The sequence below is a fragment of the Burkholderia sp. MSMB1459WGS genome, assembly GCF_001534535.1.
GTDB lineage: Bacteria > Pseudomonadota > Gammaproteobacteria > Burkholderiales > Burkholderiaceae > Burkholderia.
This window is the reverse complement of sequence record NZ_LPMU01000059.1, coordinates 156,331-176,682: the sequence shown is the minus strand read 5'-3', so window position 1 is coordinate 176,682 and position 20,352 is coordinate 156,331. Positions and strand designations below refer to the sequence as shown.

The 20,352-nt window shown below is 67.9% G+C and carries 16 protein-coding genes and 1 pseudogene; 8 read left to right on the top strand and 9 right to left on the bottom strand.

Annotation, left to right across the window (positions count from 1 at the left end; all coding sequences use genetic code 11):
• Positions 1-353 precede the first annotated feature (353 nt).
• Together WT97_RS22135 and WT97_RS22130 are read left to right on the top strand one after the other, a co-directional pair.
• The gene (locus tag WT97_RS22135; RefSeq protein WP_060354430.1) at positions 354-617 is read left to right on the top strand and encodes a PAAR domain-containing protein; all 264 of its coding nucleotides are present in this window, start codon (positions 354-356) and stop codon (positions 615-617) included.
• Positions 618-654: 37 nt separating this feature from the next.
• The gene (locus WT97_RS22130) at positions 655-2,052 is read left to right on the top strand and encodes a hypothetical protein (protein WP_060354429.1); all 1,398 of its coding nucleotides are present in this window, start codon (positions 655-657) and stop codon (positions 2,050-2,052) included.
• Positions 2,053-2,245: 193 nt separating this feature from the next.
• Here the strand turns inward: WT97_RS22130 and WT97_RS22125 are convergent, their stop codons facing one another.
• On the bottom strand, positions 2,246-2,581 hold the full coding sequence (locus WT97_RS22125) for a hypothetical protein (RefSeq protein WP_059502048.1): 336 nt from the start codon (positions 2,579-2,581) through the stop codon (positions 2,246-2,248).
• Positions 2,582-2,860: 279 nt separating this feature from the next.
• Positions 2,861-3,607: a MipA/OmpV family protein gene (locus WT97_RS22120; RefSeq protein WP_060354428.1), complete on the bottom strand. Its 747-nt coding sequence runs from the start codon at positions 3,605-3,607 to the stop codon at positions 2,861-2,863.
• 245 nt (positions 3,608-3,852) lie between these two features.
• Here WT97_RS22120 and WT97_RS22115 point away from each other — a divergent pair, with 245 nt between their 5' ends.
• Positions 3,853-4,578, top strand: a complete 726-nt coding sequence (locus tag WT97_RS22115; protein WP_060354427.1) for a response regulator — start codon at positions 3,853-3,855, stop codon at positions 4,576-4,578.
• Entirely contained in the window at positions 4,579-5,964 is a 1,386-nt protein-coding gene (locus WT97_RS22110) for an ATP-binding protein (protein WP_060354426.1), read from the top strand. It abuts the gene before it with no gap.
• Between the two features lie 47 nt (positions 5,965-6,011).
• Here the strand turns inward: WT97_RS22110 and WT97_RS33330 are convergent.
• The 7 genes and pseudogenes from WT97_RS33330 to wecB all read right to left on the bottom strand — a co-directional run.
• Positions 6,012-6,158 (bottom strand): annotated as a pseudogene (locus WT97_RS33330) (iron chelate uptake ABC transporter family permease subunit); the annotation flags it as partial.
• Positions 6,159-6,292: 134 nt separating this feature from the next.
• A complete protein-coding gene (locus tag WT97_RS22100; RefSeq protein WP_060354424.1) occupies positions 6,293-6,733 on the bottom strand; it encodes a nuclear transport factor 2 family protein in 441 nt (146 codons plus the stop codon).
• A 132-nt stretch (positions 6,734-6,865) separates the two neighbouring features.
• The gene (locus tag WT97_RS22095; protein ID WP_060354423.1) at positions 6,866-7,846 is read right to left on the bottom strand and encodes an NADPH:quinone oxidoreductase family protein; all 981 of its coding nucleotides are present in this window, start codon (positions 7,844-7,846) and stop codon (positions 6,866-6,868) included.
• A gap of 142 nt (positions 7,847-7,988) precedes the next feature.
• Entirely contained in the window at positions 7,989-9,818 is a 1,830-nt protein-coding gene (locus WT97_RS22090) for an acyl-CoA dehydrogenase (protein WP_060036383.1), read from the bottom strand.
• Between the two features lie 203 nt (positions 9,819-10,021).
• Positions 10,022-12,346, bottom strand: coding sequence for a xanthine dehydrogenase family protein molybdopterin-binding subunit (locus tag WT97_RS22085; RefSeq protein ID WP_059502032.1), 2,325 nt, complete (start codon positions 12,344-12,346; stop codon positions 10,022-10,024).
• Positions 12,343-12,804: a (2Fe-2S)-binding protein gene (locus WT97_RS22080; RefSeq protein WP_060036381.1), complete on the bottom strand. Its 462-nt coding sequence runs from the start codon at positions 12,802-12,804 to the stop codon at positions 12,343-12,345. The genes WT97_RS22085 and WT97_RS22080 overlap by 4 nt, the downstream gene beginning before the upstream one ends.
• Positions 12,805-13,256: 452 nt before the next feature.
• Entirely contained in the window at positions 13,257-14,474 is a 1,218-nt protein-coding gene (gene wecB / locus WT97_RS22075; protein ID WP_060354422.1) for a non-hydrolyzing UDP-N-acetylglucosamine 2-epimerase, read from the bottom strand.
• Positions 14,475-15,658: 1,184 nt separating this feature from the next.
• Between wecB and WT97_RS22070 the strand changes: the two genes are divergently transcribed.
• From WT97_RS22070 to WT97_RS22055, 4 genes are read left to right on the top strand one after another with little or no spacing between them, the layout of a single operon-like run.
• A complete protein-coding gene (locus tag WT97_RS22070; protein ID WP_059792453.1) occupies positions 15,659-17,221 on the top strand; it encodes a glycosyltransferase family 2 protein in 1,563 nt (520 codons plus the stop codon).
• 3 nt (positions 17,222-17,224) lie between these two features.
• Positions 17,225-18,220 (top strand): polymer-forming cytoskeletal protein, encoded by a 996-nt coding sequence (locus WT97_RS22065; RefSeq protein ID WP_060354421.1) that lies wholly within the window; start codon positions 17,225-17,227, stop codon positions 18,218-18,220.
• Between the two features lie 10 nt (positions 18,221-18,230).
• Positions 18,231-19,244: a YaiO family outer membrane beta-barrel protein gene (locus WT97_RS22060; protein ID WP_059792450.1), complete on the top strand. Its 1,014-nt coding sequence runs from the start codon at positions 18,231-18,233 to the stop codon at positions 19,242-19,244.
• 13 nt (positions 19,245-19,257) lie between these two features.
• A complete protein-coding gene (locus WT97_RS22055; RefSeq protein WP_059502020.1) occupies positions 19,258-20,028 on the top strand; it encodes a hypothetical protein in 771 nt (256 codons plus the stop codon).
• The last annotated feature ends 324 nt before the right edge of the window (positions 20,029-20,352 follow it).

Below are 20,352 nucleotides of genomic sequence, written 5' to 3'. Positions count from 1 at the left end.
CCGCAACACCGTCCACTGTCTGGCTGAACGCACGCCAACTGGACCAGATGATGCGACCCCTATTTCAAGCTTACTATTTTAGATTACGTAGGCGGGCTGCACCATAGGCAAACGGACCTAGATTTAAAAAAGCAGCCCTTGACGTGCGGGCATCACGTCCGATAATGACGGCCTTCGGTTCGAAAGCTATATTACGGCTCAATCGGAAACAGGCAATTATTGCCGAAAGGTAATAAATGCCCGATTTAGCCGAAATCGATTCGAAAAACGTTGCCGATGACCGATGCGCTCCCGCACCCGGCGGCGAAAGTCGCGATGCATCGTCGATGATTCCAGCCAGGAGGCCTATCCGGATGACCCAACCCTTCATCGTCCTTGGGGACAAGCACAGCCATGGTGGCACCGTGACCAGTGCGTCGACGCTGTCGTCGGTCGACGGCCGGGGCATTGCGCGCCGCAACGACACGGTGACGTGTCCGATCCACGGCCAGAATTACATCGTCGACGGCGACGATACGATGATCGTACAGGGCGAAGGCGTCGCGCGCGACGGCTACAAGACGGCCTGCGGCGCCGTGCTGCTCGCAAGCCGGACGGCGGGCAGCGACGGCAATTGATACGCGAGGCCGCACGTCACGGGGAGAATCGACGGAAATGATCACGCGCTTGCGCAAGACGGCATTCGTCGCCGCGCTGTTCATCGCAGTGTGGATCGCCGTATTCGTCTGGTGGAAAACGACCCGGCATGCACCCACCACCAGGGAACTGGTGTCGTGCGGGCTCGTGCTGCCGGCGGCCCTCGCCGTCTGCCTGGCATGGCTGCGCCGGGGGCTCGGCCCGCATCCGGCGCTCGCGGCCGCCGCACCGCCGAGTTCGTCCGCATCGACGGACGCCTCTGCCCCGCGGGATTCAACGTCGCACACGTGGTCGGCCCTGCTGCTCGACAGCAGCGTGAGGCTGCCGACGGGGGCGACCACCGCAGACATCGATGCGGCGGCCCGTGAAGAGCGTTCCGTCGCGCTTCATCCCGAACTGCAACGCCCGGACGGAACCGGCGTATTCGCGAGCACCGTCGAATCGGTGTCGCTCGACCGGTTCGATACGAGCCTGCTTGCGCCCGACGCGCAGGAAACGCTGCAGGACGAGCACTGGCGCGGGCTGCTGCTGGCCGCCGACGCACTCGACGAATTGCGCGAGCGTCATGCCGTGTTGTCCGGCGCGGCCGCCGACGCGCCGCCGCTCAGGCTCCATCTGCTGATGCCGGAGCGCTGGCAACCGGTCGCCACCACGCTCGCGGCATGGCTCGATGCACATGCAGCGCGGGAAGCCGTCGCGCCTGGCATCGTCCGTGCGCAACTGCGCACGGTCGCCGATCCCGTGCAAGCATGGGCAGTCGTCGACGAACTGATCCAGGCGTTGCACCTGCAATCGTCCGGCGAGCTGCACGTCGTCCTCGCGTTCGACTCCACCGCAAGCCAGGACGCAGTCGACGCGCTGGATCGCGCAGGCCGGCTCTACGGCCGCGATCGGCCGAACGGCATGATGCCCGGCGAAGGCGCATGTGCGTTGCTGCTCGGCCATCCCGACACACCGCATGCGATGTCCGCCCCGTCGATCCACCGGCTCGCGGCCGCGCGCCGCGCGGGTTCCGCCGATCACGGCAAGGCCGAAGCGACGACGCTCGAACAGTTGCTTGTTACGGCGGGTACGCGCTTGTCGACGTTACGCCCCGACCTGTCGACACCCGGATTCGTCACCGACGCCGATCAACGCCGCAGCCGCCGCACCGAAGTCATGACGGTCAGCGAGCAGATCTGGGGCGATGATGCCGCCGAGCGCAGTCGCCACCTCGGGCTCGCCAACGGGACAAGCGGCGCGGCGCTCGCGCTCGCTGTGCTGGCCGTCGCCGCCGATCACGCGACAGAGGAAGGACAAGCGGTATTGGCGGCATCGGTCAGCGACCCGCTCGCACGGGGCGTGATGCTCGTCACGCCGGCGACGACTGTCGACACCCCTGCATCGGTGCCGCAATCCGGAACGGTCGCGGCGTGACGGGACGCGTCGTGCGTGCCCCGTCTACAACGGATCGCGGCGCCCGACCGCCGCGGCCATCGATACCGCGCCCGCAGCGATGAATCGCGACGCGTGCTGCCGACCGATCGGCCGCGCGATGTGCATACCCGCAATAGCCGCACTCACGAAAGCGACATCAACCGCAACCGATTTTCGTCGGCGGCCGAATGCCTCACCCGCGCCGCACCCAGATCACTTTCCCGTCGCGAATGCCGAGATTGCGGCGCTCCTCCCGGTAATCCATCGTGCCCGGCAACGACTTCCCGTCACGCTCGAGCACGCGCCACAGACAGCCGTCGAGCAGCGCGGTCGCATCGGTCTCGGTCTTGCCGACCAGCGCATCGTCCGGCGCGGCATTCGCCTTGCATACCTGCGCGGCGCCCGGCGCCAAAGGAGGTCTGGCCGCGCCGCCCGCGGTGGCGTTGGGGTGCTTCGTGTCCATGTCCGCACATCCTGCAAAGGTTGCACCCGCAACGAGTGCAACGAGCATCGCGATCGTGTTCTTCATCGGTTTCTCCCTGTCGCGGCCCGGCGGTCCCTGTGCGGCATTCGTGCACGACCGGGCATCGCATGCGTGATCGGTTCCGCACGCTGCCGGCCGTTTCCTGATGGAGCCGGCCGGCGAACGGCGGCTTTTCGCGACCCGGCCGAGCCGCCTCGGCGCACCGGCGTCGCAGGGCCGGCCTGACGCCGAACCCGCCCGCATGTTACCGCACGCGGCTCGCAGCGACGGCGCGACGCAGCTGGATCCTGTGCACCTGCACGCCGGCCCGCGCCGGCAATCCGCTCAGAACTTGTACGTCACGCCCGCGATGCCGTAGTAGGTGTTGCGCGACTGCACGATCGGGCTGTCGCCGGCGCGGCCCAGCAGCCGCGTCACGCCGCCGGTCGCGAGCACCGACCAGTGCCGCGTCAGCGTCCAGTTCCACGCCACCGCCATCGCCGCGCTGTCGATCCCGCCGCTCACCGAATACGGCCGGAACCGGCTCGTCATCGATTGCGCGTCGGTCACGCCGTAGAAGGTCTGCATGTAGCGTCCCGAGCCCGCATGCACGGTGCCCGTCACGACGATCTCGTGCTGCGACGTCTTGAGTACCGGCACCGCAAGATCGACGTGCCCCGACACGCCGCGGGACGTGTGAGTCACCGGCGTGTCGACCGTGATGCTCAGTTCCGCCGCATCGAAGAGCGTCACGCCGGCGCGCACGCCGACGAGCACCGAGCCGGGAATCCGGCCCATCCCCTTCAGGTAGTCGGAGCCCGGCAGGTCGAAGCGGTTCTCGTCCGCGCGGCCCGCGTCGTAGCTCACCGCCGCCGAAACGAACGCACCGTGCGGCAGGTTCAGCCGGTAGCCGGCGCCCTGCGTGCTGTCGACGAAGAAGCCGTTGCCGAACGTGGCGGAAAACGACGGCGCGACGACGCCGCGATACTGGTTGCTGCCCTGATAGCGCGGTGCGAATCCGCCGCCGAGCGACAACGAATACTGGTTTTCCGCGTGGGCGGCGGCAGCGAGGGTCAGGCCGGCGAGCGGCATGCAATAGCGGTAGCGGCGAAGGGATGGGCGCACAATATCGAGATCCAAGTGACGAAGCCCGCAGTCTAGGGGCCGCCCTGCGCCGAGACTGTCCTGAATGTGCGGAGAATCTGTGCGCAATTGTGTTCGATTGTTCGAGATTGTCGCCCCGCTGCCCCGGCAGCCGGTCCGCCGGATAGAATTCGCGTGCCGCACCGTGCATCGGGCTGCCGGGAACGAGATGGCGCGCGCATCCTGAGGAGACCATGAACGAAGTTCCGCTCAAATACCGTGTGCTGCTGATCGAGGACGACGATCGCCTCGCGCAGCTCGTCCGCGAATACCTCGACGGCTATGAATTCTCGGTGACGGTCGTGCGGCGCGGCGACCTCGCCGTCGCTGCGGTGCGCGAGCACCAGCCGGCCCTCGTGATACTCGATCTGATGCTGCCGAATCTCGACGGCATGGAAGTCTGCCGGCGCATCCGCGCGTTCACCAACGTCCCCGTGCTGATCCTGACCGCGCGCGCGGACGTGTACGACCAGGTCGCCGGGCTCGAAACCGGCGCCGACGACTACGTGACGAAACCGATCGAGCCGCGCGTGCTCGTCGCGCGCGCCCGTGCGCTGTTGCGCCGCGCGCAGCCGGCCGCGGCGGAAGCGAGCGCCGTCGCGCCCGACGCGCTCGTATTCGGCGAACTGACGATCTCGCCGCCGAACCGCACCGTCACGTGGCGCGGCGAGCCTGTCGAGCTGAAGACCGCCGAATTCAACCTGCTGCTGATCCTCGCGCGCGCGGCCGGCACCGTGCTGAGCCGCGACGACATCCTCAAGCAATTGCGCGGGATCGAATTCGACGGGCTCGACCGCTCGGTCGATTCCGGCATCTCGAAGCTGCGCCGCCGCTTCGAGGACGCGTCATCGGAGCCGCACAAGATCAAGACGATCTGGGGCCGCGGCTACCTGTTCAGCCCTTCTGCGTGGGACGAGTAAATGCTGCGCCCGTTGCTCCGGTTGTACCTCGTCGTGATCCTGTGCGTCGGCGCATCGATCGTCTTCATCCAGCTGTCGTTCGACCGGATCTTCTACGAGCGCGTCGCGCAGGCGCAGCGCGACTCGCTGACGACCTACGCGTTCGTGCTGAACGATTACCTCGAGCGCCATCCGGGCGCGCAGCGCGAGCTCGCCTTGCGCGAATTGGCGTTGCACGGCCGCGAAGGGTTCGGGTTCATGTCGATGGCCGACGCGCGTGCGCAACTGAGCGGCGCGCCGCTGCGCGATCTCGATGCCGGCCGAATCGCGATCAGCTACGACGGCAAGGATTACTACATGCCGCTCGCGGACGGCTCGGTGCTGCATGCGCGGCCGATCGAGGCGCCGGATCTCGACATCCGCATCTATGCGTACATGCTGCTCGCGCTCGCGACGCTGTTCGCGGTGGTGCTCTGGATTCACCATCACTGGCGCGACATTCGCCGGCTGCAGGACGCCGCGCGCGCATTCGGCGCCGGGATGCTGTCGACGCGCGTGAAGCTGTCGGGCAAGTCGAACATCTACGAGCTGTCGCAGCAGTTCAACGACATGGCCGCGCGCATCGAGGCGTCGATCAAGCAGCAGCGCGAAATGATGCACGGCATCTCCCATGAACTGAAAACGCCGCTCGCCCGGCTCGAATTCGGGCTCGCGCTGCTCGCCGATTCCGACGAAACGGGCCGGATGCGCGAGCGCCGCGACGCGCTGCGGCGCGACGTGCGCGAACTCGACGAGCTCGTCACCGAGCTGCTGACGATCGGCCGGCTCGAACAGGGTGCGAGCGAGCTCGCGCCGATGGAGGTCGTCGTCGACGCGCTGCTCGACAGCGTCGCCGGCAACGTCGCGGACGACATCGCCGATCGCGGCATCGCGCTCGACGTGTCGACGCTCGACGCGCCCGCGGCCCACGTATGCGATCCGAAGCTCGTCGCCCGCGCACTGCTGAACCTGATCCGTAACGGCGCCCGCTATGCGTCGCGCAAGGTCGTGCTGGCCGCCACGCGAGATCGGTCCGGGGCGCTCGTGCTGAGCGTCGACGACGACGGGCCGGGCATCCCGGCCGCCGAGCGCGCCCGCGTGTTCGAGCCGTTCCAGCGGCTCGACTCGAGCCGCGACCGGCAAACCGGCGGCTTCGGGCTCGGGCTTGCAATCGTGCGGCGCGTCGCACAGGTGCACGGCGGCGACGTGCGGCTCGAGGATTCGGCGCTCGGCGGCGCGCGCTTCGTGATCACGCTGCCCGTACGTGCGCTGCCGGACAGCCTCTTCGACGTCGCGCAGGACGTTGCGACCCCGCACGCCGATATGCGCCGCCGCAGCGGCACGGACACGGTCATCCCGTTTCGATGAAGACAGGCCACGGGATTCGGTCCGCCCTCGCCTGACGGCGCGCGCGCTCAGCACCGACGCAGCCGCACGACGAAGAACAGGCTGCCGAACAGTGCGGTCACGATGCCGATCGGCAGGTCCTCCGGCGCCGCGAGCGTGCGCGCGGCGACATCGGCCCACACGAGCAGGATCGCGCCGGCCAGCGCGGCGGCCGGCTTGTCGCCCCCTTCGCGGCCGGTTGCGCACCCCGAACGCGCGCTTGCTGCGCGGCTCGTCGACGCTTCGCACGGCCTCGCGCGCAGGTTCCGCAGCGCAGCCGCGAGCCGGCTACGCCATAGCCCCACCCTGTTCAACCGCCAGTCTTGAACGCCGGCAACTGCTGCCCGAGCCGCGCGCCCATTTCCGCGCCGAGCGCCTGCAGCGCATTGAACGGCCGGATCATGACCTCGAACTCGACGATCCGGCCGTCGTCGTCGAAGCGGATCATGTCGATTCCCTTCAACGCCTTGTCGCCGACGGTCGCACCGAACTCCAGCACGACGCTCTTGCCGTCGTCGGACACGAACCGGCGGTGATACGTGAAATTCTCGAGAATCGTGATCACCGTGCGCAGCGCCATCAGTAGCGCGGGCGCCGGCCCGTACGGCTTGAACGCCATCGGCGAACGGAACACGGCGTCCGGATGGACGATCGATTCCAGCGCGCCGAAATCCTTGCGCTCGACCATCGCATGCCATGTCTCGAGCGATTTCGCGACAGCGGGATGAAGATGCAGCGGGGCGTGTGTCATCTGAGTCTCCAGCATCGAGGTTGGACGGAACGGAAACCGGGTCGCGGCTCTTTACAGCAGGTCGCACCGTGCCCGCTTTCATGAAGAACCCGCCGCGCGGCCTGCTTCGAATCGCCGCGCGGCGAAACCGGATCACGCGTCCGGAAAAATCACCACCTTCCCCTTCACCTGCCGGTTCGCCATCCGCGCGATCGCGTCGGCCGCGCCGGCCAACGGCACGCGCTCGGTGATCGCGGGCCGCACCTTGCCGGCCGCGAACCATTCGGCGAGCAGCCGCATGTTCGCGGCATGCTGCGCCGGATCGCGCCGCACCGCATCGCCCCAGAACACGCCGAGAATGTCGCGCTCCTTCAGCAGCGCGAGGTTCAGCGCGATCTTCGGGATCTCGCCGGCCGCGAAGCCGACCACGAGGAACCGGCCACGCCACGCGGTCGCACGCAGCGCCGCTTCGCTGCTGGCGCCGCCCACCGGATCGTAGACGACGTCGGCGCCGCGTCCGCCGGTCAGTTCGTCGACGCGGCGGCGCAGGTCTTCGGTCGCATAGTCGATCGTCTCGTCGGCGCCCGCTTCGCGACACAGCGCGAGTTTGTCCGCGCTCGACGCGGCCGCGATCACGCGTGCGCCGAGCGCTTTCGCGATCTCGATCGCGGCGATCCCGACGCCGCCGGCCGCGCCCAGCACGAGCAGCGTCTCGCCCGCCTGCAGGTGCGCGCGCTGCTGCAATGCGTGCAGCGACGTGCCGTAGGCGAGCACGAGCGCCGCGCCCTGCTCGAACGTCATTCCCGGCGGCAGGGCGGCGAGCTGGTGCGCATCGGCCACGCACTGCTCCGCGAACCCGCCGTGTCCGGTAAACGCCATCACCGAATCGCCGGGTCGCCACGCGGTGACACCCTCGCCGACCGCGTCGATCACGCCGGCAAACTCGGCGCCTGGCGAAAACGGCAGCGCCGGTTTCACCTGATACAGCCCCTGGACGATCAGCGCGTCGGGAAAATTGAGCGATGCCGCCTTCACCTGGATCCGGACCTGCCCGGCAGCCGGTTCGGGAATCGCGACGTCCTCGATGCGCAAGCGATCGATCGGGCCGAATGCGGTACACAACAGGGCTTTCATGCGCTTCTGTCTCCTTGCGCGGCGTGGCCGCGCATCGGTGCGGTGGGCGGGATCCCCCCGCGCGGCCGGTTCACGACGCGCATGCGATGGCCATCGGCATCGGCAAGATCGTCTGCATTCCGGAATATCGTCGAAACCACGTTCAGAACCACGCGTCGCGCATGTCGAGCGTCGTCGTGTCGACGCTCGACAGCAGGTCGAGCTGCGCATCCACCTTCGGCAGTTCCCAGCGGAAAAAGTACCGGGCCGCCGCACGTTTGCCGTCGTGGAAATCGCCGTCGTGCCCGTGCGCGGCGAGCGTCACGTCGAGCCACAGCCATGCGACGACGAGATGGCCGAACGCTTCGAGATACACGCTCGCGTTCGCCAGCCGCGTCTGCGGATCGCCGATCGCGCTCAACTGGCGCGTCACGTCGCACAGCCTCGTCCAACGCCGGGCCAATGCATCGGCCTGCTCGCGCGTGCCGGCATCCAGCGCTCGCGCGCGCTCGACGGTCGCGCCGATCCGCACATCGAGCGCGCGCAGCGACGCGCCGTCGTCCTGACTCACCTTGCGGCCCAGCAGGTCGAGCGCCTGGATCCCGTGCGTGCCTTCGTGAATCGGATTCAGGCGATTGTCGCGATAGAGCCGTTCGACCGCATAGTCGCGCGTGTAGCCATAACCGCCGTGCACCTGGATCGCGAGATCGTTCGCGGCAAGACACCACTGCGACGGCCAGCTCTTCGCGATCGGCGTCAGGATGTCGAGCAGGCGCGCGGCATCGGCGCGCACCGCCGCATCGTCGTGCGCGCGCGCTTCGTCGACCTGCCTCGCGCAATACAGGATCAGCGCGAGACCGCCTTCGACATAAGCCTTCTGCGCGAGCAGCATGCGCCGCACGTCCGGATGGCCGACGATCGGCGTCTGCGGCGCGGCCGCATCCTTGCCGCCCGGCCCGAGCGGGCGCCCTTGCGGACGGTTGCGCGCATAGTCGAGCGCGTGCAGATAACCGGTATAGCCGAGCGCCACCGCGCCCGCGCCGACCCCGATGCGCGCTTCGTTCATCATGTGGAACATGTACGCCAGCCCTTGATTCGGCTGGCCGACCAGGTAGCCGATCGCGCCCGCACGCCCTTGCGGCCGATAACGCGTCCCTTCGCCGAAATTCAGCAGGCAATTGGTCGTGCCGCGATAGCCCATCTTGTGGTTCAGCCCGGCGAGCACGACGTCGTTGCGCTCGCCGTTCGCGCCGGCATCGGCGCCGGTCAGGAACTTCGGCACGATGAACAGCGAGATGCCGCGCGTGCCGGGCGGCAGCCGGCCGTGTTCGTCGGGAATCTTCGCGAGCACGAGGTGGACGATGTTCTCCGCCAGCTCGTGCTCGCCGCCGGAAATCCACATCTTGTTGCCGGTCAGCCGGTAGCGTGCGCCGAGCGGCGAATCGCGTTCGAAATCGGCGCGCGTCGCGATGTCGGACAGCGACGAACCGGCTTGCGGTTCGGATAGACACATCGTGCCGAGGAAACGCCCTTCCAGCTCCGGGCGGGCGAACGCGTCGATCTGCGCGGCGCTGCCGTGCGCGACGAGCAGGTTCGCATTGGCGACGGTCAGGAACGGGTACGCGGCCGTCGCGATGTTCGCGGCCTGGAAGAACAGGAACGACGCGGCTTCGACCAGCTTCGGCAAGCGCATGCCGCCGAGCGCTTCGTCGTGACCCGCGGCGATGAGCCCGGCGTCCGCGAACGCGCGCACGGCCGGTTCGACCTCCGGAATCAGCGTCACGCGTTCGCCGTCGAACCGCGGCTCCTCGCGGTCGCCGCGCGCCGCGTGCGGCGCGAACAGGTCTTCGGCAATCCGCTCGCTGGTGTCGAGCACCGCATCGAACGTCTCGCGACCGTGCTCCGCGTAGCGCGGCAGCGCGGCGAGCGCCTCGGCGTCGAGCCAGTCATACAGCAGGAACGCGAGATCGCGTCGCGACATCAACAGGCTCATCGTGCTGCCTCCCGGGGTGCCGGCCATGTCAGCCGAATGTAGGGTTGCGTGACTGCAAGTGCTGGCAGGAATTTAGCACGGTCGTTCGCAAACGACAACGCCGAGCATCGGGGCCGGTTCACGCCAATCATGGGTCCCGGTGTTCGAGGCTTCGAGAGGGGGCCGGGCCGCACGATGCGGCCCGGCGCGGGACAGATACCGCGTCAACCCGCCTGCGGTTTCGCCAGTTGATCGGCAATCGGCAGGCTGCGGATGCGCGTGCCGGTCGCCGCGAAGATCGCGTTGGTCAGCGCCGGCGCAACGGGCGGCAGACCCGGCTCGCCGACCCCGCCGAGCGGCGTCGCGAAATCGTCCGGCGCGACGAGATGCACGCGGATTTCGCGCGGCGCCTCGTTCATTCTCAGCACCTGGAAGCCGTTGAAGTTGCTCTGCTCCGGATGGCCGTCCTTGAACGTGATCTCGCCGTGCAGCGCGATGCCGAGCCCCATCACCACCGCGCCCTCGAGCTGCGAGCGCACCCGCTCCGGATTGACCTGCGGCCCGCAATCGATCGCGATGTCGACGCGCGGCACCGAAATCCTGCCGTCCGCACCGACCTGCACCTCGCACACCGCGGCCGTGTACGACACGAAGCTGCGATGCGCGGCGATTCCGAGCCCGTGCCCCTTCGGGAGCTTGCGCCCCCACCCGGCTTCGCGCGCGACCGTCTCGATCACGCGCCGCAGGCGCCCGGTGTCGACCGGATACAGCGCGGGATCCTCGCCGTAGTTCACGTTCTTCACCGTGATGTGCGGCTCGAAACGCCGCGCAGGCCCGATCAGTTCGAGCAGGAAATCCTTCGGATCGCGACCGGCGGCATGCGCGAGTTCCGATACGAAACTCTGGATGCCGAACGCATGCGGGATGTTGTACACCGAGCGGAACCAGCCGATCCGCGTGTGCGCTTCCGCAGCCGGATTCTCGATCCGCACGTTCGGAATCGCGAACGGCAGATCCGCGATGCCTTGCGCGAGCTCGCCCGGCTGCTCGTGCACGACGCCGGCCCGGAACGTCGACTGTATAGACGGCGCGACCGTGCGATGCTGCCACGCGACCACCTTGCCCGACGCATCGATCCCGCCGTCGAACGCTTCGAGCGACACCGCGTGAAAGTAGTCGTGCGCGATGTCGTCCTCGCGCGTGAACGTCAGCTTCACGGGCGCGCCGACTGCCTTCGACAGCAGCGCGGCTTCCACCACGTAATCGGGCTTCGATTTGCGGCCGAAGCCGCCGCCGAGCAGCGTCACGTTGACCGTCACGCGCTCGGTCGGCAACGCGAGCGCCTTCGCGATCTCGTCGCGCGTGGTCTGCGGGGCCTGCGTGCAGGTCCACACTTCGCAGCGACCGTCGGCCACCCGCGCGACGGCCGCGGGCGGCTCCATCGTCGCATGGGCGAGATGCGGAATGTAGTACGTCGCACGCACGCGTTTCGCGGCGCCGGCGAGCGCGGCGGCCGCGTCGCCGTCGTTGCGGATCACGTCGCCCGGCTGCGCGGCGGCCGCTTCGAGCGTCTTGCGATACGCAGCCGAGTCGTAGTCCGCATGCTGCCCGCGCTTCCAGTCGATCTTCAACTGCGCGCGTGCCTGGATGGCCGTCCACGTATCGCGCGCAATGACGGCCACCCCGCCGAGCGGCTGGAAGCCGGACGGCAGCGGCGCCGACGCCAACTGCACGACCTTGACGACGCCCGGCAGCTTCTCGGCGGTCGATGCATCGAACGACGCCACCGTGTCGCCGTAGGCCGGCGGCCGTGCGACGACCGCATACAGCATGCCGTCGAGCCGCGTATCGATCCCGTACTGCGCACGGCCGCCGACGATGTCGCGTCCGTCTATCAACGCCGTCTTGCCCTTGCCGATATAGCGGAATTCGGCCGGCGCCTTCAGCGCGAGCGTCTTCGTATCCGGCACCGGCAGCGCGGCCGCTTTCGCCGCCAGCTCGCCGAAGCCGAGCTTGCGCCCGCTCCTGGTATCGACGACCTCGTGCACCGTCACCTTCACCTGACCCACGTCGACGCCCCACACGGCAGCCGCCGCCTGCGCGAGCATCGTGCGTGCGGCCGCGCCCGCGCGGCGCAGCGCGGCGAAGCTCTGGCGCAGGCTGCGCGATCCATCGGTGTTCTGGTTGCCGTAGCGCGGCTCGTCGCCGACCGCTTGCGCGACCTTCACGCGCGCCCAGTCCGCGCCCAGCTCGTCGGCCACCACGAGTGCGACGCTCGTGCGCACGCCCTGCCCCATCTCGGAGCGGATGCAGGTCACCGTGACGGTGCCGTCCGCTGCGATCGCAACGAACAGGTTCGGATCGTCGCGCAATCCGTGCGGCATCCCCGCGCCGCCATATTGCGGATTCGCGCTGACGGGCGGCTGCACCGGGGCAGCCGCGTGCGCCAGCGACGGCACGCCGAATGCGAGCAACAGCCCGCCGGACGCGAAACCGAGCAGCAGCGCACGACGGCTTTCGTTGCGGACGGAGAGTTCGGGCGCGCTCATGCGTCACCTCCGCGGCGCACGGCAAGCTTGATCGCCGCGCGAATGCGCGTATAGGTGCCGCAGCGGCAGATGTTGCCGGACATCGCGTCGTCGATATCGGCGTCGGTCGGATGAGGATTCGTCTTCAGCAGCGACGCGGCCTGCATGATCTGCCCGGACTGGCAGTAGCCGCATTGCGCGACGTTCAACTCCTGCCACGCCTGCTGCAGCGGATGCGTGAGGTCCGTCGACAGCCCCTCGATCGTCGTCACGCGCTTGCCCGACGCCGCCGCGACCGGCGTGATGCACGACCGGATCGCCACGCCGTCGAGATGCACGGTGCACGCACCGCACAGGGCCATGCCGCAGCCGAACTTGGTGCCGGTGTGGCCGAGAACATCGCGCAGATACCAGAGCAACGGCATGTCGGGATTGCCGTCGAAGTGCTGCTCGCTACCGTTGACGGTCAGCGTGATCATCGTTCACCTCCTGGTTGCGATGCCCGCCGGGCAGGCATCGGGTGGGGATTCGAACGGCGCGGCTCACGTTCCGAACGATCAGGCAGGCGTGGCGCCGTTTCGTCGACCGTGTCGCGTGCAGGCACGGTCGGGCAGATGCCGCGAACGCCGCTGCCGGCCGGTTGCCTGCGCAACCTTTCAATCTCACTCCGGCCAGCCGTTCGTCCGCATGGATCGCCGTCCGCATTATCGAACCATTTCGGATTCGGCGTCGGATCGGCGCGATTCGGGCTTTTCAGGCAAACGGGGAGAAAGCACGCGCCGGAACGGGACGTGTCGGTGGCGTGACTTTGAATGCGTCGGGGAAATTCGCTTCGGGTCGTCACGTGCGAGCATCGGCCCGACCTAACGGCCGGACCGGATGCGCGACGTCCACACCGAAGGCGCCCGAGCAGGCTACCGCGCGCTCCGTGTCACGGCGACCGCAACGCCTGCAACCCGAGCGTGAGCGCGTTGAACGGCATCTCCGTGGCGCCCATCGAGAAACTCGTCGTCTTCGTGGGCGCCCCGGGCGTACGCATCAGCGCATGAACGATCCGCTCGCTCGCATGGCCGTCGCCGTATGGATTGCTCGCACGCGACATTTCCTCGTACGCGCTCTCGCTGTCGAACAGCCGCGACGCCTCCCAGACGATCCTGTCCCGATCGGTGCCGACGAGCCGCGCGGTGCCGGCCTGAATCGCCTCGGGCCGCTCCGTTGTCTCGCGCGTGACGAGCACCGGCTTGCCGAGCGCCGGCCCTTCTTCCTGAATGCCGCCCGAATCCGTGATGATGAAATAAGCACGCGACATCAGGAATACGAACGAAAGATATTCCTGCGGCTCGATCAGGTAAATATTGGGAATATCGCCGAGCCGTGCGCGCGCCGGCTCCCGCACGTTCGGGTTCAGGTGCAGCGGATAGACGAACTGCGCATCGCGATAGCGGTTCGCCAGCGTGCACAGCGCATCGCAGAAATGCCGGAACGGTTCGCCGAAACTTTCCCGGCGGTGGCCGGTGATCAGCACGACGCGCCGCGACGGTTCGAGAAACGGGAAGTACGCGGCGATCCTGTCCGACAGCGCGGCGGTGCGATCCAGCATGCGCTTGACCTCGTGCAACGCATCGATCACGGTATTGCCGGTCAGCGACACCGCGCCGCCCGGCACGCCCTCGCTCAACAGGTTGTCGCGCGCCAGCCCGGTCGGCGCGAAATGCCATGACGACACCGCATCGGTCACGCGGCGATTCAGCTCCTCCGGCCACGGCGACCAGATGTCGCCGCTGCGCAAGCCGGCCTCCACGTGACCGACCGGCAGATAACGATAGAACGCCGCCAGGCTCACCGCGAGCGTGGTCGTCGTATCGCCGTGTACCAATACGACGTCCGGCCGAAATTCGTCGAAGACCATGCCGATCGCCTGAAGAATGCCGGTCGTCACGTCGGTCAGCGTCTGGCCTTGCCGCATCAGGTTGAGATCGTAGTCGGGCTTGATGTCGAACAGCGTCAGCACCTGGTCGAGCATTTCCCGATGCTGCGCGGTCACGCATACCCGGGCGTCGACATCCGTCTGCGCCTTCAGCGCGCGCACCAGCGGTGCCATCTTGATGGCCTCCGGCCGGGTCCCGAACACAAGCAAGATCTTCTTCATCGTTATCCTCGTTTTAGCCGCTTCGTGCCCGGCGATCCTGCACACGGCGCGAAGCATGTATTCGGGCGGCGCATCCCGTACTCGCATGCGGTCGACACGCGGCGGTGCTGCGGGGCGAGCGCGCTGCCTCGTCCGCGCGGTCCGGGCCGCGTGAATCGTCGTGCTACCGGCGTCCCGTCGTATCGAAGCGATCACGTCATGAGCCGTTCCTCGCTGTGTCGAGCGTCAAGTCCCCCCAATACAGCAATATTCAAACCAGCCGGCCCGCATCCCGGCCTGCTTCGTTCCACGGCCATCGCGTGCGGACGGCGCGATGCGGAATGTTTCACAACTGCTACGGACCCTCGCATCGCCGGTTCGACGCGACGACGACGAACGGCCGGACGCTCGCACGATCCGTCTGACGACGTCGTCCGATGAATCGCACGTGCATGTCGAGTACCCGTGACGAAGCGAATCGCGTATACCTTTCGACGCGCTTTGCGTCGCCTCGATTCGCCACTTTCGTCTGTGCAGTGCGCGGCACGCACCCGAGCGTCGACTACCGTTGCACGCACAGGATTTCCTGCCACCCGACGGGGCTTGCGTCACACGAATCGCGGTTGTGGGAAATGTTGCGAATCTGTAACGCCGAGCCGAAACCGGCAAATACATCGGAGTCCGGTCCATTCGGCTCACGTGACGGCGGTTCCCGTTTCGACCGCTCGACCGACCCGCACACGATGCACGACGCACGGCGATCAATCACGCCAAGCCGCACCCGGCACGGCAACATCGACAGGCCGGACGACCCGGTCGCCGCGCGCCCTGCTCGCTGCATGCGATCGGCCGTCGGGGGCGAACGCGACGCGCGCACGCTGATTCGTCGATGAATCAAAACGCGTCGACTGCACGTCTGCCGCATCCGTTCCCCGTGCGTGGCCCCTTGCTGCGCGGGGCATCGCGGCAGATGGCTCACGCCTTGCTTAACGTCAGACGGGTGGGTCCCGAAACACTCGCATGGCAGCAGACAGATGGGGACGCCACAGCAACGAAGCCGGGAGGCGACGCCACGCGTCCGTCCGGGGGCAACCGATCACCGCCCCAGTGCGACGAATGCGCGACCGCTTCCCATTGACATCCGCGCGATCCACGGAGCGCCTTCAGCTCTCATCGGTCGTCGTTGCGGGCACGGGGACCAGAACATGAAGCAAACGCGGATGGCGTCACTCTGCGAGCAAGGCATCCTGCTGCTGATCGTGCTTGCCTGCTCGCTGATCGTGCGCGACACCGCATCGCGGGCGATCGCCGAACCGGCCCGGCTCGACTTGCCCGCCGCGACCGCCACCAACGCCGCGCCCGCCCGGATCGCGATGGAGCGCACCGCGCTCGGCAGCGCGACGCTCCCGTTCGCCGCACCGGCGTCGCCCGATCCCGATGCGTCGCGCGCGCCGCCGCCCGCCGCCACGCCAGACCTCGCGTTCGATCCCGAACTGCTGCTGATGCCGTGCGTCGCGTATCTGTGGCTGTTCACGCTGTTGACGTGCGGGTATGCCGCACGGCATTACGTATTCAGCCTCGACCGCCTGTTCAAGCCGCAGCGCGCGCCCTACCGGACGATGACGCACGGCGATTGGCCGCGGCTCACGGTCTTCGTCGCCGCCCACAACGAGGAAACCGTCATCGTCGATTGCCTGATGGCGCTGCTGGCCACGACCTATCCGCGCGACCGGCTGACGATCGTCCCGGTCAACGACCGCTCGACCGACAACACGCGCGCATTGATCGACGAAGTTCGGGCACTCGCGCCCGAGCTGATCCGGCCGTTTCACCGCGATACCGGCAAGCCGGGCAAGGCAGCCGCGCTGAAGGACGCGCTGCGCTTCATCCGCGGCGACATCATGGTGGTATTCGACGCCGACTACCTGCCGCGTCCGGGGCTGCTGAAGGAACTGGTCGCGCCGTTCTTCGATCCGGAAGTCGGCGCGGTGATGGGCCGCGTCGTGCCGCAGAACGCCGACAGCAACCTGCTCGCGCGGCTGCTCGATCTCGAGCGCGCCGGCGGCTACCAGGTCAATCAGCAAGCCCGCAACAATCTCAACCTGGTGCCGCAGTACGGCGGCACGGTCGGCGGCATTCGCAAGGGCGCGCTCGACGCCGTGGGCGGCTGGTGCGACGACACGCTCGCCGAAGATACCGACATGACCTACCGCCTGCTGCTGAGCGACTGGCGCACGGTCTATCTGAACCACGCCGAATGTTACGAGGAAGTGCCGGAGCGCTGGGCCGTCCGCGCCCGGCAACTGACGCGCTGGGCGAAGGGCCACAACCAGACGATGCTGCGCCATCTGGTCCCGGTGCTGCGCAATCCGCTGATCTCGCGGCGCTGCCGGCTCGACGGGGCGCTGCTGCTCGGCGTGTTCGCGATGCCGGCGCTGCTCGCGCTCGCATGGAGCGCCGCACTCGCGCTCTACCTGTTCAACGGCGTCAACTCGACCGCCCTCGGCCTGCTCCTGTCGCTGTTCGCGCTGTTCTCGTTCAGCACCTTCGGCAACTTCGGCGTGTTCTTCGAGATCGTCGTCGCCGCACGGCTCGACGGCCGCTCGACGCGCCTGCGGCTCGTGCCGGTCAACGTCGTCGGCTTTTGCGTGACGATTGCGGCGGTCGTCTCCGCACTCTGGGGACTCGCGCTCGACGCCGCGTTCCGCCGCGAACTGAAATGGGACAAGACCGAGCGTTTTCGCCGGCAGTTGAAACCGGAGCGATGAGCGATGACGACCTTCAATGTGATGGTGCCGGTGGCCGGCGTGCTCACCCTGCCGTTCCTGCCGATGCTGCATGAACTGATCCGGCGCAGCGACGTCGCGGCGCTGCCGATCGGCGACGGGCCGTTCGTCGATCAGGCGCTGCTCGCCGCGCGCTGGCACGACGCGCTGCGCGCGCACGTGGCCGGCACGCCGCCGGCGGATGCGTCCGTCGCGCCGCCGTGGCAAGCGCTCGGGCTGACTGTCGAGCATGACGAGACGATCCATGTCGCACGCGACGCGCATCGCGACGACGTGCTCTACGCCAGCCGCGCGATCACGCTCGACGATGGCGCACGCGCGGCATACGCGTTCGCCGACGAGCACATCGACATCCGCGCCGGCGCGACGATCGGCACGCTCGCGCATGCGCCGCTGATCGACGTCGACGACGCGGTGCTCCGTGGCGTCGTGGTCGGCGACACATTGCGCCTGCGCGGCGCCGGCGGCTTCGCGTGCCTGTATGGCGAGCCGATCGTCTTCGGCGCGGCGCCCCGCGCGCGACCCGCGGACACACCGCCCGCCCCGCGCCGCGCGGTCTCGCTCACCCGCCACTTCGCATCGCTGCCGCATCGCTTCCTGCACGGTCGTTACCTGCTGCCGTGCGACGTTCGCCTGCCCGCGCACACGGTCGTGCAAGGCAACCTGATCGTCGAAGGGACGCTCGTACTCGGCGAAGGCTGCGTGCTGCGCGGCAGCGTCAAGGCGCATCGCGTCGAACTCGAACGTCACGCGTTGCTGCATGGCGCGGTATTCGCGCGCGACGACGTGTTGCTCGCCAACGCGAGCTGCATCGACGGCGTCGTATCGGCCGGCGGCCTGCTTCGGCTGACGGGTGCGCGCATCGGCGTCGCCGGTCATCCGGTCAGTGCGTGTGCGCGCGACGTCTCGGTCGTCAATCATGCCTGCGTGCATGGCGATCTCGTTGCATGGCGCAGCGGTTGGTTCCACACATCCCGTTAAGGAGCGCCTCATGTCCGATCGCCCCAGCCATCGCGGCCCGCGCGTGCCGGTTGCCACCCTCGCGATGCTGTGCGGCGTCGCCTTCGGCGCGCCCGCGGCGCTGGCGGCGCAGCCGGACGATGAGGTCGCCATGCCGACCGTGCAACCTCCGCCCCCCACGACCGTCATCACGCCACGGCAGCGCGACGAATCGATGTTCGTGCGCGTGGACGCCGAAGGCCTGCCGGACGGTGTGCCGCTCGCCGAGTTCACGCCCGAGGATACGAACCGGCCGCCGCTGCCCGATGCAGTCGTCACACATGTGCAGGCGCCGCAGGCGTCCCACACCGAATTGTCGCTCGGCTATTCGAGCGCACACCTGACGCACGGCTACGGCGACTGGTACGGCGTGCACCTGCGCGGCGTCTATCAGGATGGCGGGCGCACCGTGCTCGGCGAACTGGCGCAATTGCACCGCTTCGGCGAGAACACGCAGCTCGGTGCGCTGACCTACGTGCAGGACCTCGGCCCCGACTGGTTCGGCGGAATCGGCTTTTCCGGCACCACGTCGGGCACGATCCTGCCGAGTGCCCGCGTCGACGTGTCGATCAATCGCAAGCTATTGTCCGATCGTTCGCTGGTCGTGTCGCTCGGCGCCGGCTACGCATGGAACCGCAGCGGCCACCGCGATCAGCTCTATCACGCCGGCGTGATCTGGTATGCATTGCCGAAGTGGATTTTCGAGGCGGGCGCGAACTATACGGTCGATTCGCCCGGATCGGTGAAGGCGCCCGCCTACTACGGCGCCGTCACCTACGGCGAAGTCGGCAAGAGCGTGATCGTGCTGCGCGGCGGCGTCGGCCGCGAAGCGTACCAGGTCACCGGTTCAGGCACGCAGATCGCCGATTTCCGCAGCCACGAGATCACCGCGAAATGGCGCTACTGGTTCACGCGCAAGTGGGGGACGCAACTCGAATTCGTCTATTACCACAACCCGTACTACTCACGAATCGGCGGCGAACTCAGCGTCTTCTATCGCTGGTAACCGGGCGGGCGCCATGCACACGCATCCCGTCCGTCCTCCCGTCGATCGTTCGCTGCGCACCCACGCGCACCCGCAACGCTGGCTCTTGTCGATCGCGCTGCTGACGCCCGCGCTGTACGCGTCGCTGTGGTTCGGATTGCCGCTCGCGTGGCGCTACTGGCGCGCGGTCATGGCGTGGGGCGCGCAGCAGATCGATCCGGCACTTCATGTGATCGTGATCGGCTATCCGCCCGATGCGCCGCGCGTGCCGCTGCTGTCGATCGACGTCGCCGCCCGCTGGCCGGGCGGCATCCTGCTCGCCGCCACCGCCGCGCTCTGTGCGACCGGCTTCGCCGCATCTTTCATCCGGCGGACGAACTGGTTGCCCGTTGCATATCTGTTACGTATCGCGAGCTTTACCCAACTGCTGATTTGCGCGTACTTCTGGCTCGCGCCCGGCACGTTCCCGTATGTCCCGCAACTGCATCTGCGCGACATGTTCGTGCTGCACGGCGCAGCGATCGCGCTGGTTCCGCTGGTCATGGCCGCGCTGTACTACCCGCTCGATTTCTCGCTGCCGCAAAAAGCCGTCGCATCGCTGCTGGTGCTCGGCTACTTCGTGTTCGCGCTGCCATTCGTGATGCTGCTGCACGCGACGATCATCCATCACGGCTCGCTGCTGTTCCTGCCGTTCTGCTATTTCCTGCTCGGCGGCCCGCTGCTGATCGGCCTGCTGGTGACGCTCTATACCTACTGTGCAAGCTGGCCCGGCGCGCTGACGCACGATCGCGATTCCGTCTGCTGATAGCGCGTCCAAACGCACCGTATCAGCGATGAAACGATTCCGCCGTGTTTCCGAACGCGCCGCGCGACCCGCATCGCAGGAAGCCAGCAGGACCGGGCTTCCTGCGCCAATGGCACGTTGTTCGCTTCTTCCAAAACGTCGCATCGAGTCCTCTCACCGGCGAAGGCTGCGCGGCAGACCGGCGCATTGGCGCAATCCGGCCGGCGTCTACACGCACCGCTCGATACCCGACGAACCGGACAGCCGCACACACCTACGGGGCTGGATTGGTCGACCTGGCGACACCGCATCCCGGCTGCCGCACGCCCCCATTCCTTGAGCGAG

Excerpts from the sequence above, each read along its gene's own strand:
- WT97_RS22085 (WP_059502032.1), bottom strand. The coding sequence starts at position 12,346 with ATGAGCGCGCCCGAACTCTCCGTCCGCAACGAAAGCCGTCGTGCGCTG.
- WT97_RS22060 (WP_059792450.1), top strand. The coding sequence starts at position 18,231 with ATGTCCGATCGCCCCAGCCATCGCGGCCCGCGCGTGCCGGTTGCCACC.
- WT97_RS22095 (WP_060354423.1), bottom strand. The coding sequence starts at position 7,846 with ATGAAAGCCCTGTTGTGTACCGCATTCGGCCCGATCGATCGCTTGCGC.
- WT97_RS22055 (WP_059502020.1), top strand. The coding sequence starts at position 19,258 with ATGCACACGCATCCCGTCCGTCCTCCCGTCGATCGTTCGCTGCGCACC.
- WT97_RS22065 (WP_060354421.1), top strand. The coding sequence starts at position 17,225 with ATGACGACCTTCAATGTGATGGTGCCGGTGGCCGGCGTGCTCACCCTG.
- WT97_RS22135 (WP_060354430.1), top strand. The coding sequence starts at position 354 with ATGACCCAACCCTTCATCGTCCTTGGGGACAAGCACAGCCATGGTGGC.
- WT97_RS22120 (WP_060354428.1), bottom strand. The coding sequence starts at position 3,607 with ATGCCGCTCGCCGGCCTGACCCTCGCTGCCGCCGCCCACGCGGAAAAC.
- WT97_RS22090 (WP_060036383.1), bottom strand. The coding sequence starts at position 9,818 with ATGAGCCTGTTGATGTCGCGACGCGATCTCGCGTTCCTGCTGTATGAC.
- WT97_RS22100 (WP_060354424.1), bottom strand. The coding sequence starts at position 6,733 with ATGACACACGCCCCGCTGCATCTTCATCCCGCTGTCGCGAAATCGCTC.
- WT97_RS22070 (WP_059792453.1), top strand. The coding sequence starts at position 15,659 with ATGAAGCAAACGCGGATGGCGTCACTCTGCGAGCAAGGCATCCTGCTG.
- WT97_RS22125 (WP_059502048.1), bottom strand. The coding sequence starts at position 2,581 with ATGAAGAACACGATCGCGATGCTCGTTGCACTCGTTGCGGGTGCAACC.
- WT97_RS22110 (WP_060354426.1), top strand. The coding sequence starts at position 4,579 with ATGCTGCGCCCGTTGCTCCGGTTGTACCTCGTCGTGATCCTGTGCGTC.
- WT97_RS22115 (WP_060354427.1), top strand. The coding sequence starts at position 3,853 with ATGAACGAAGTTCCGCTCAAATACCGTGTGCTGCTGATCGAGGACGAC.
- wecB (WP_060354422.1), bottom strand. The coding sequence starts at position 14,474 with ATGAAGAAGATCTTGCTTGTGTTCGGGACCCGGCCGGAGGCCATCAAG.
- WT97_RS22130 (WP_060354429.1), top strand. The coding sequence starts at position 655 with ATGATCACGCGCTTGCGCAAGACGGCATTCGTCGCCGCGCTGTTCATC.
- WT97_RS22080 (WP_060036381.1), bottom strand. The coding sequence starts at position 12,804 with ATGATCACGCTGACCGTCAACGGTAGCGAGCAGCACTTCGACGGCAAT.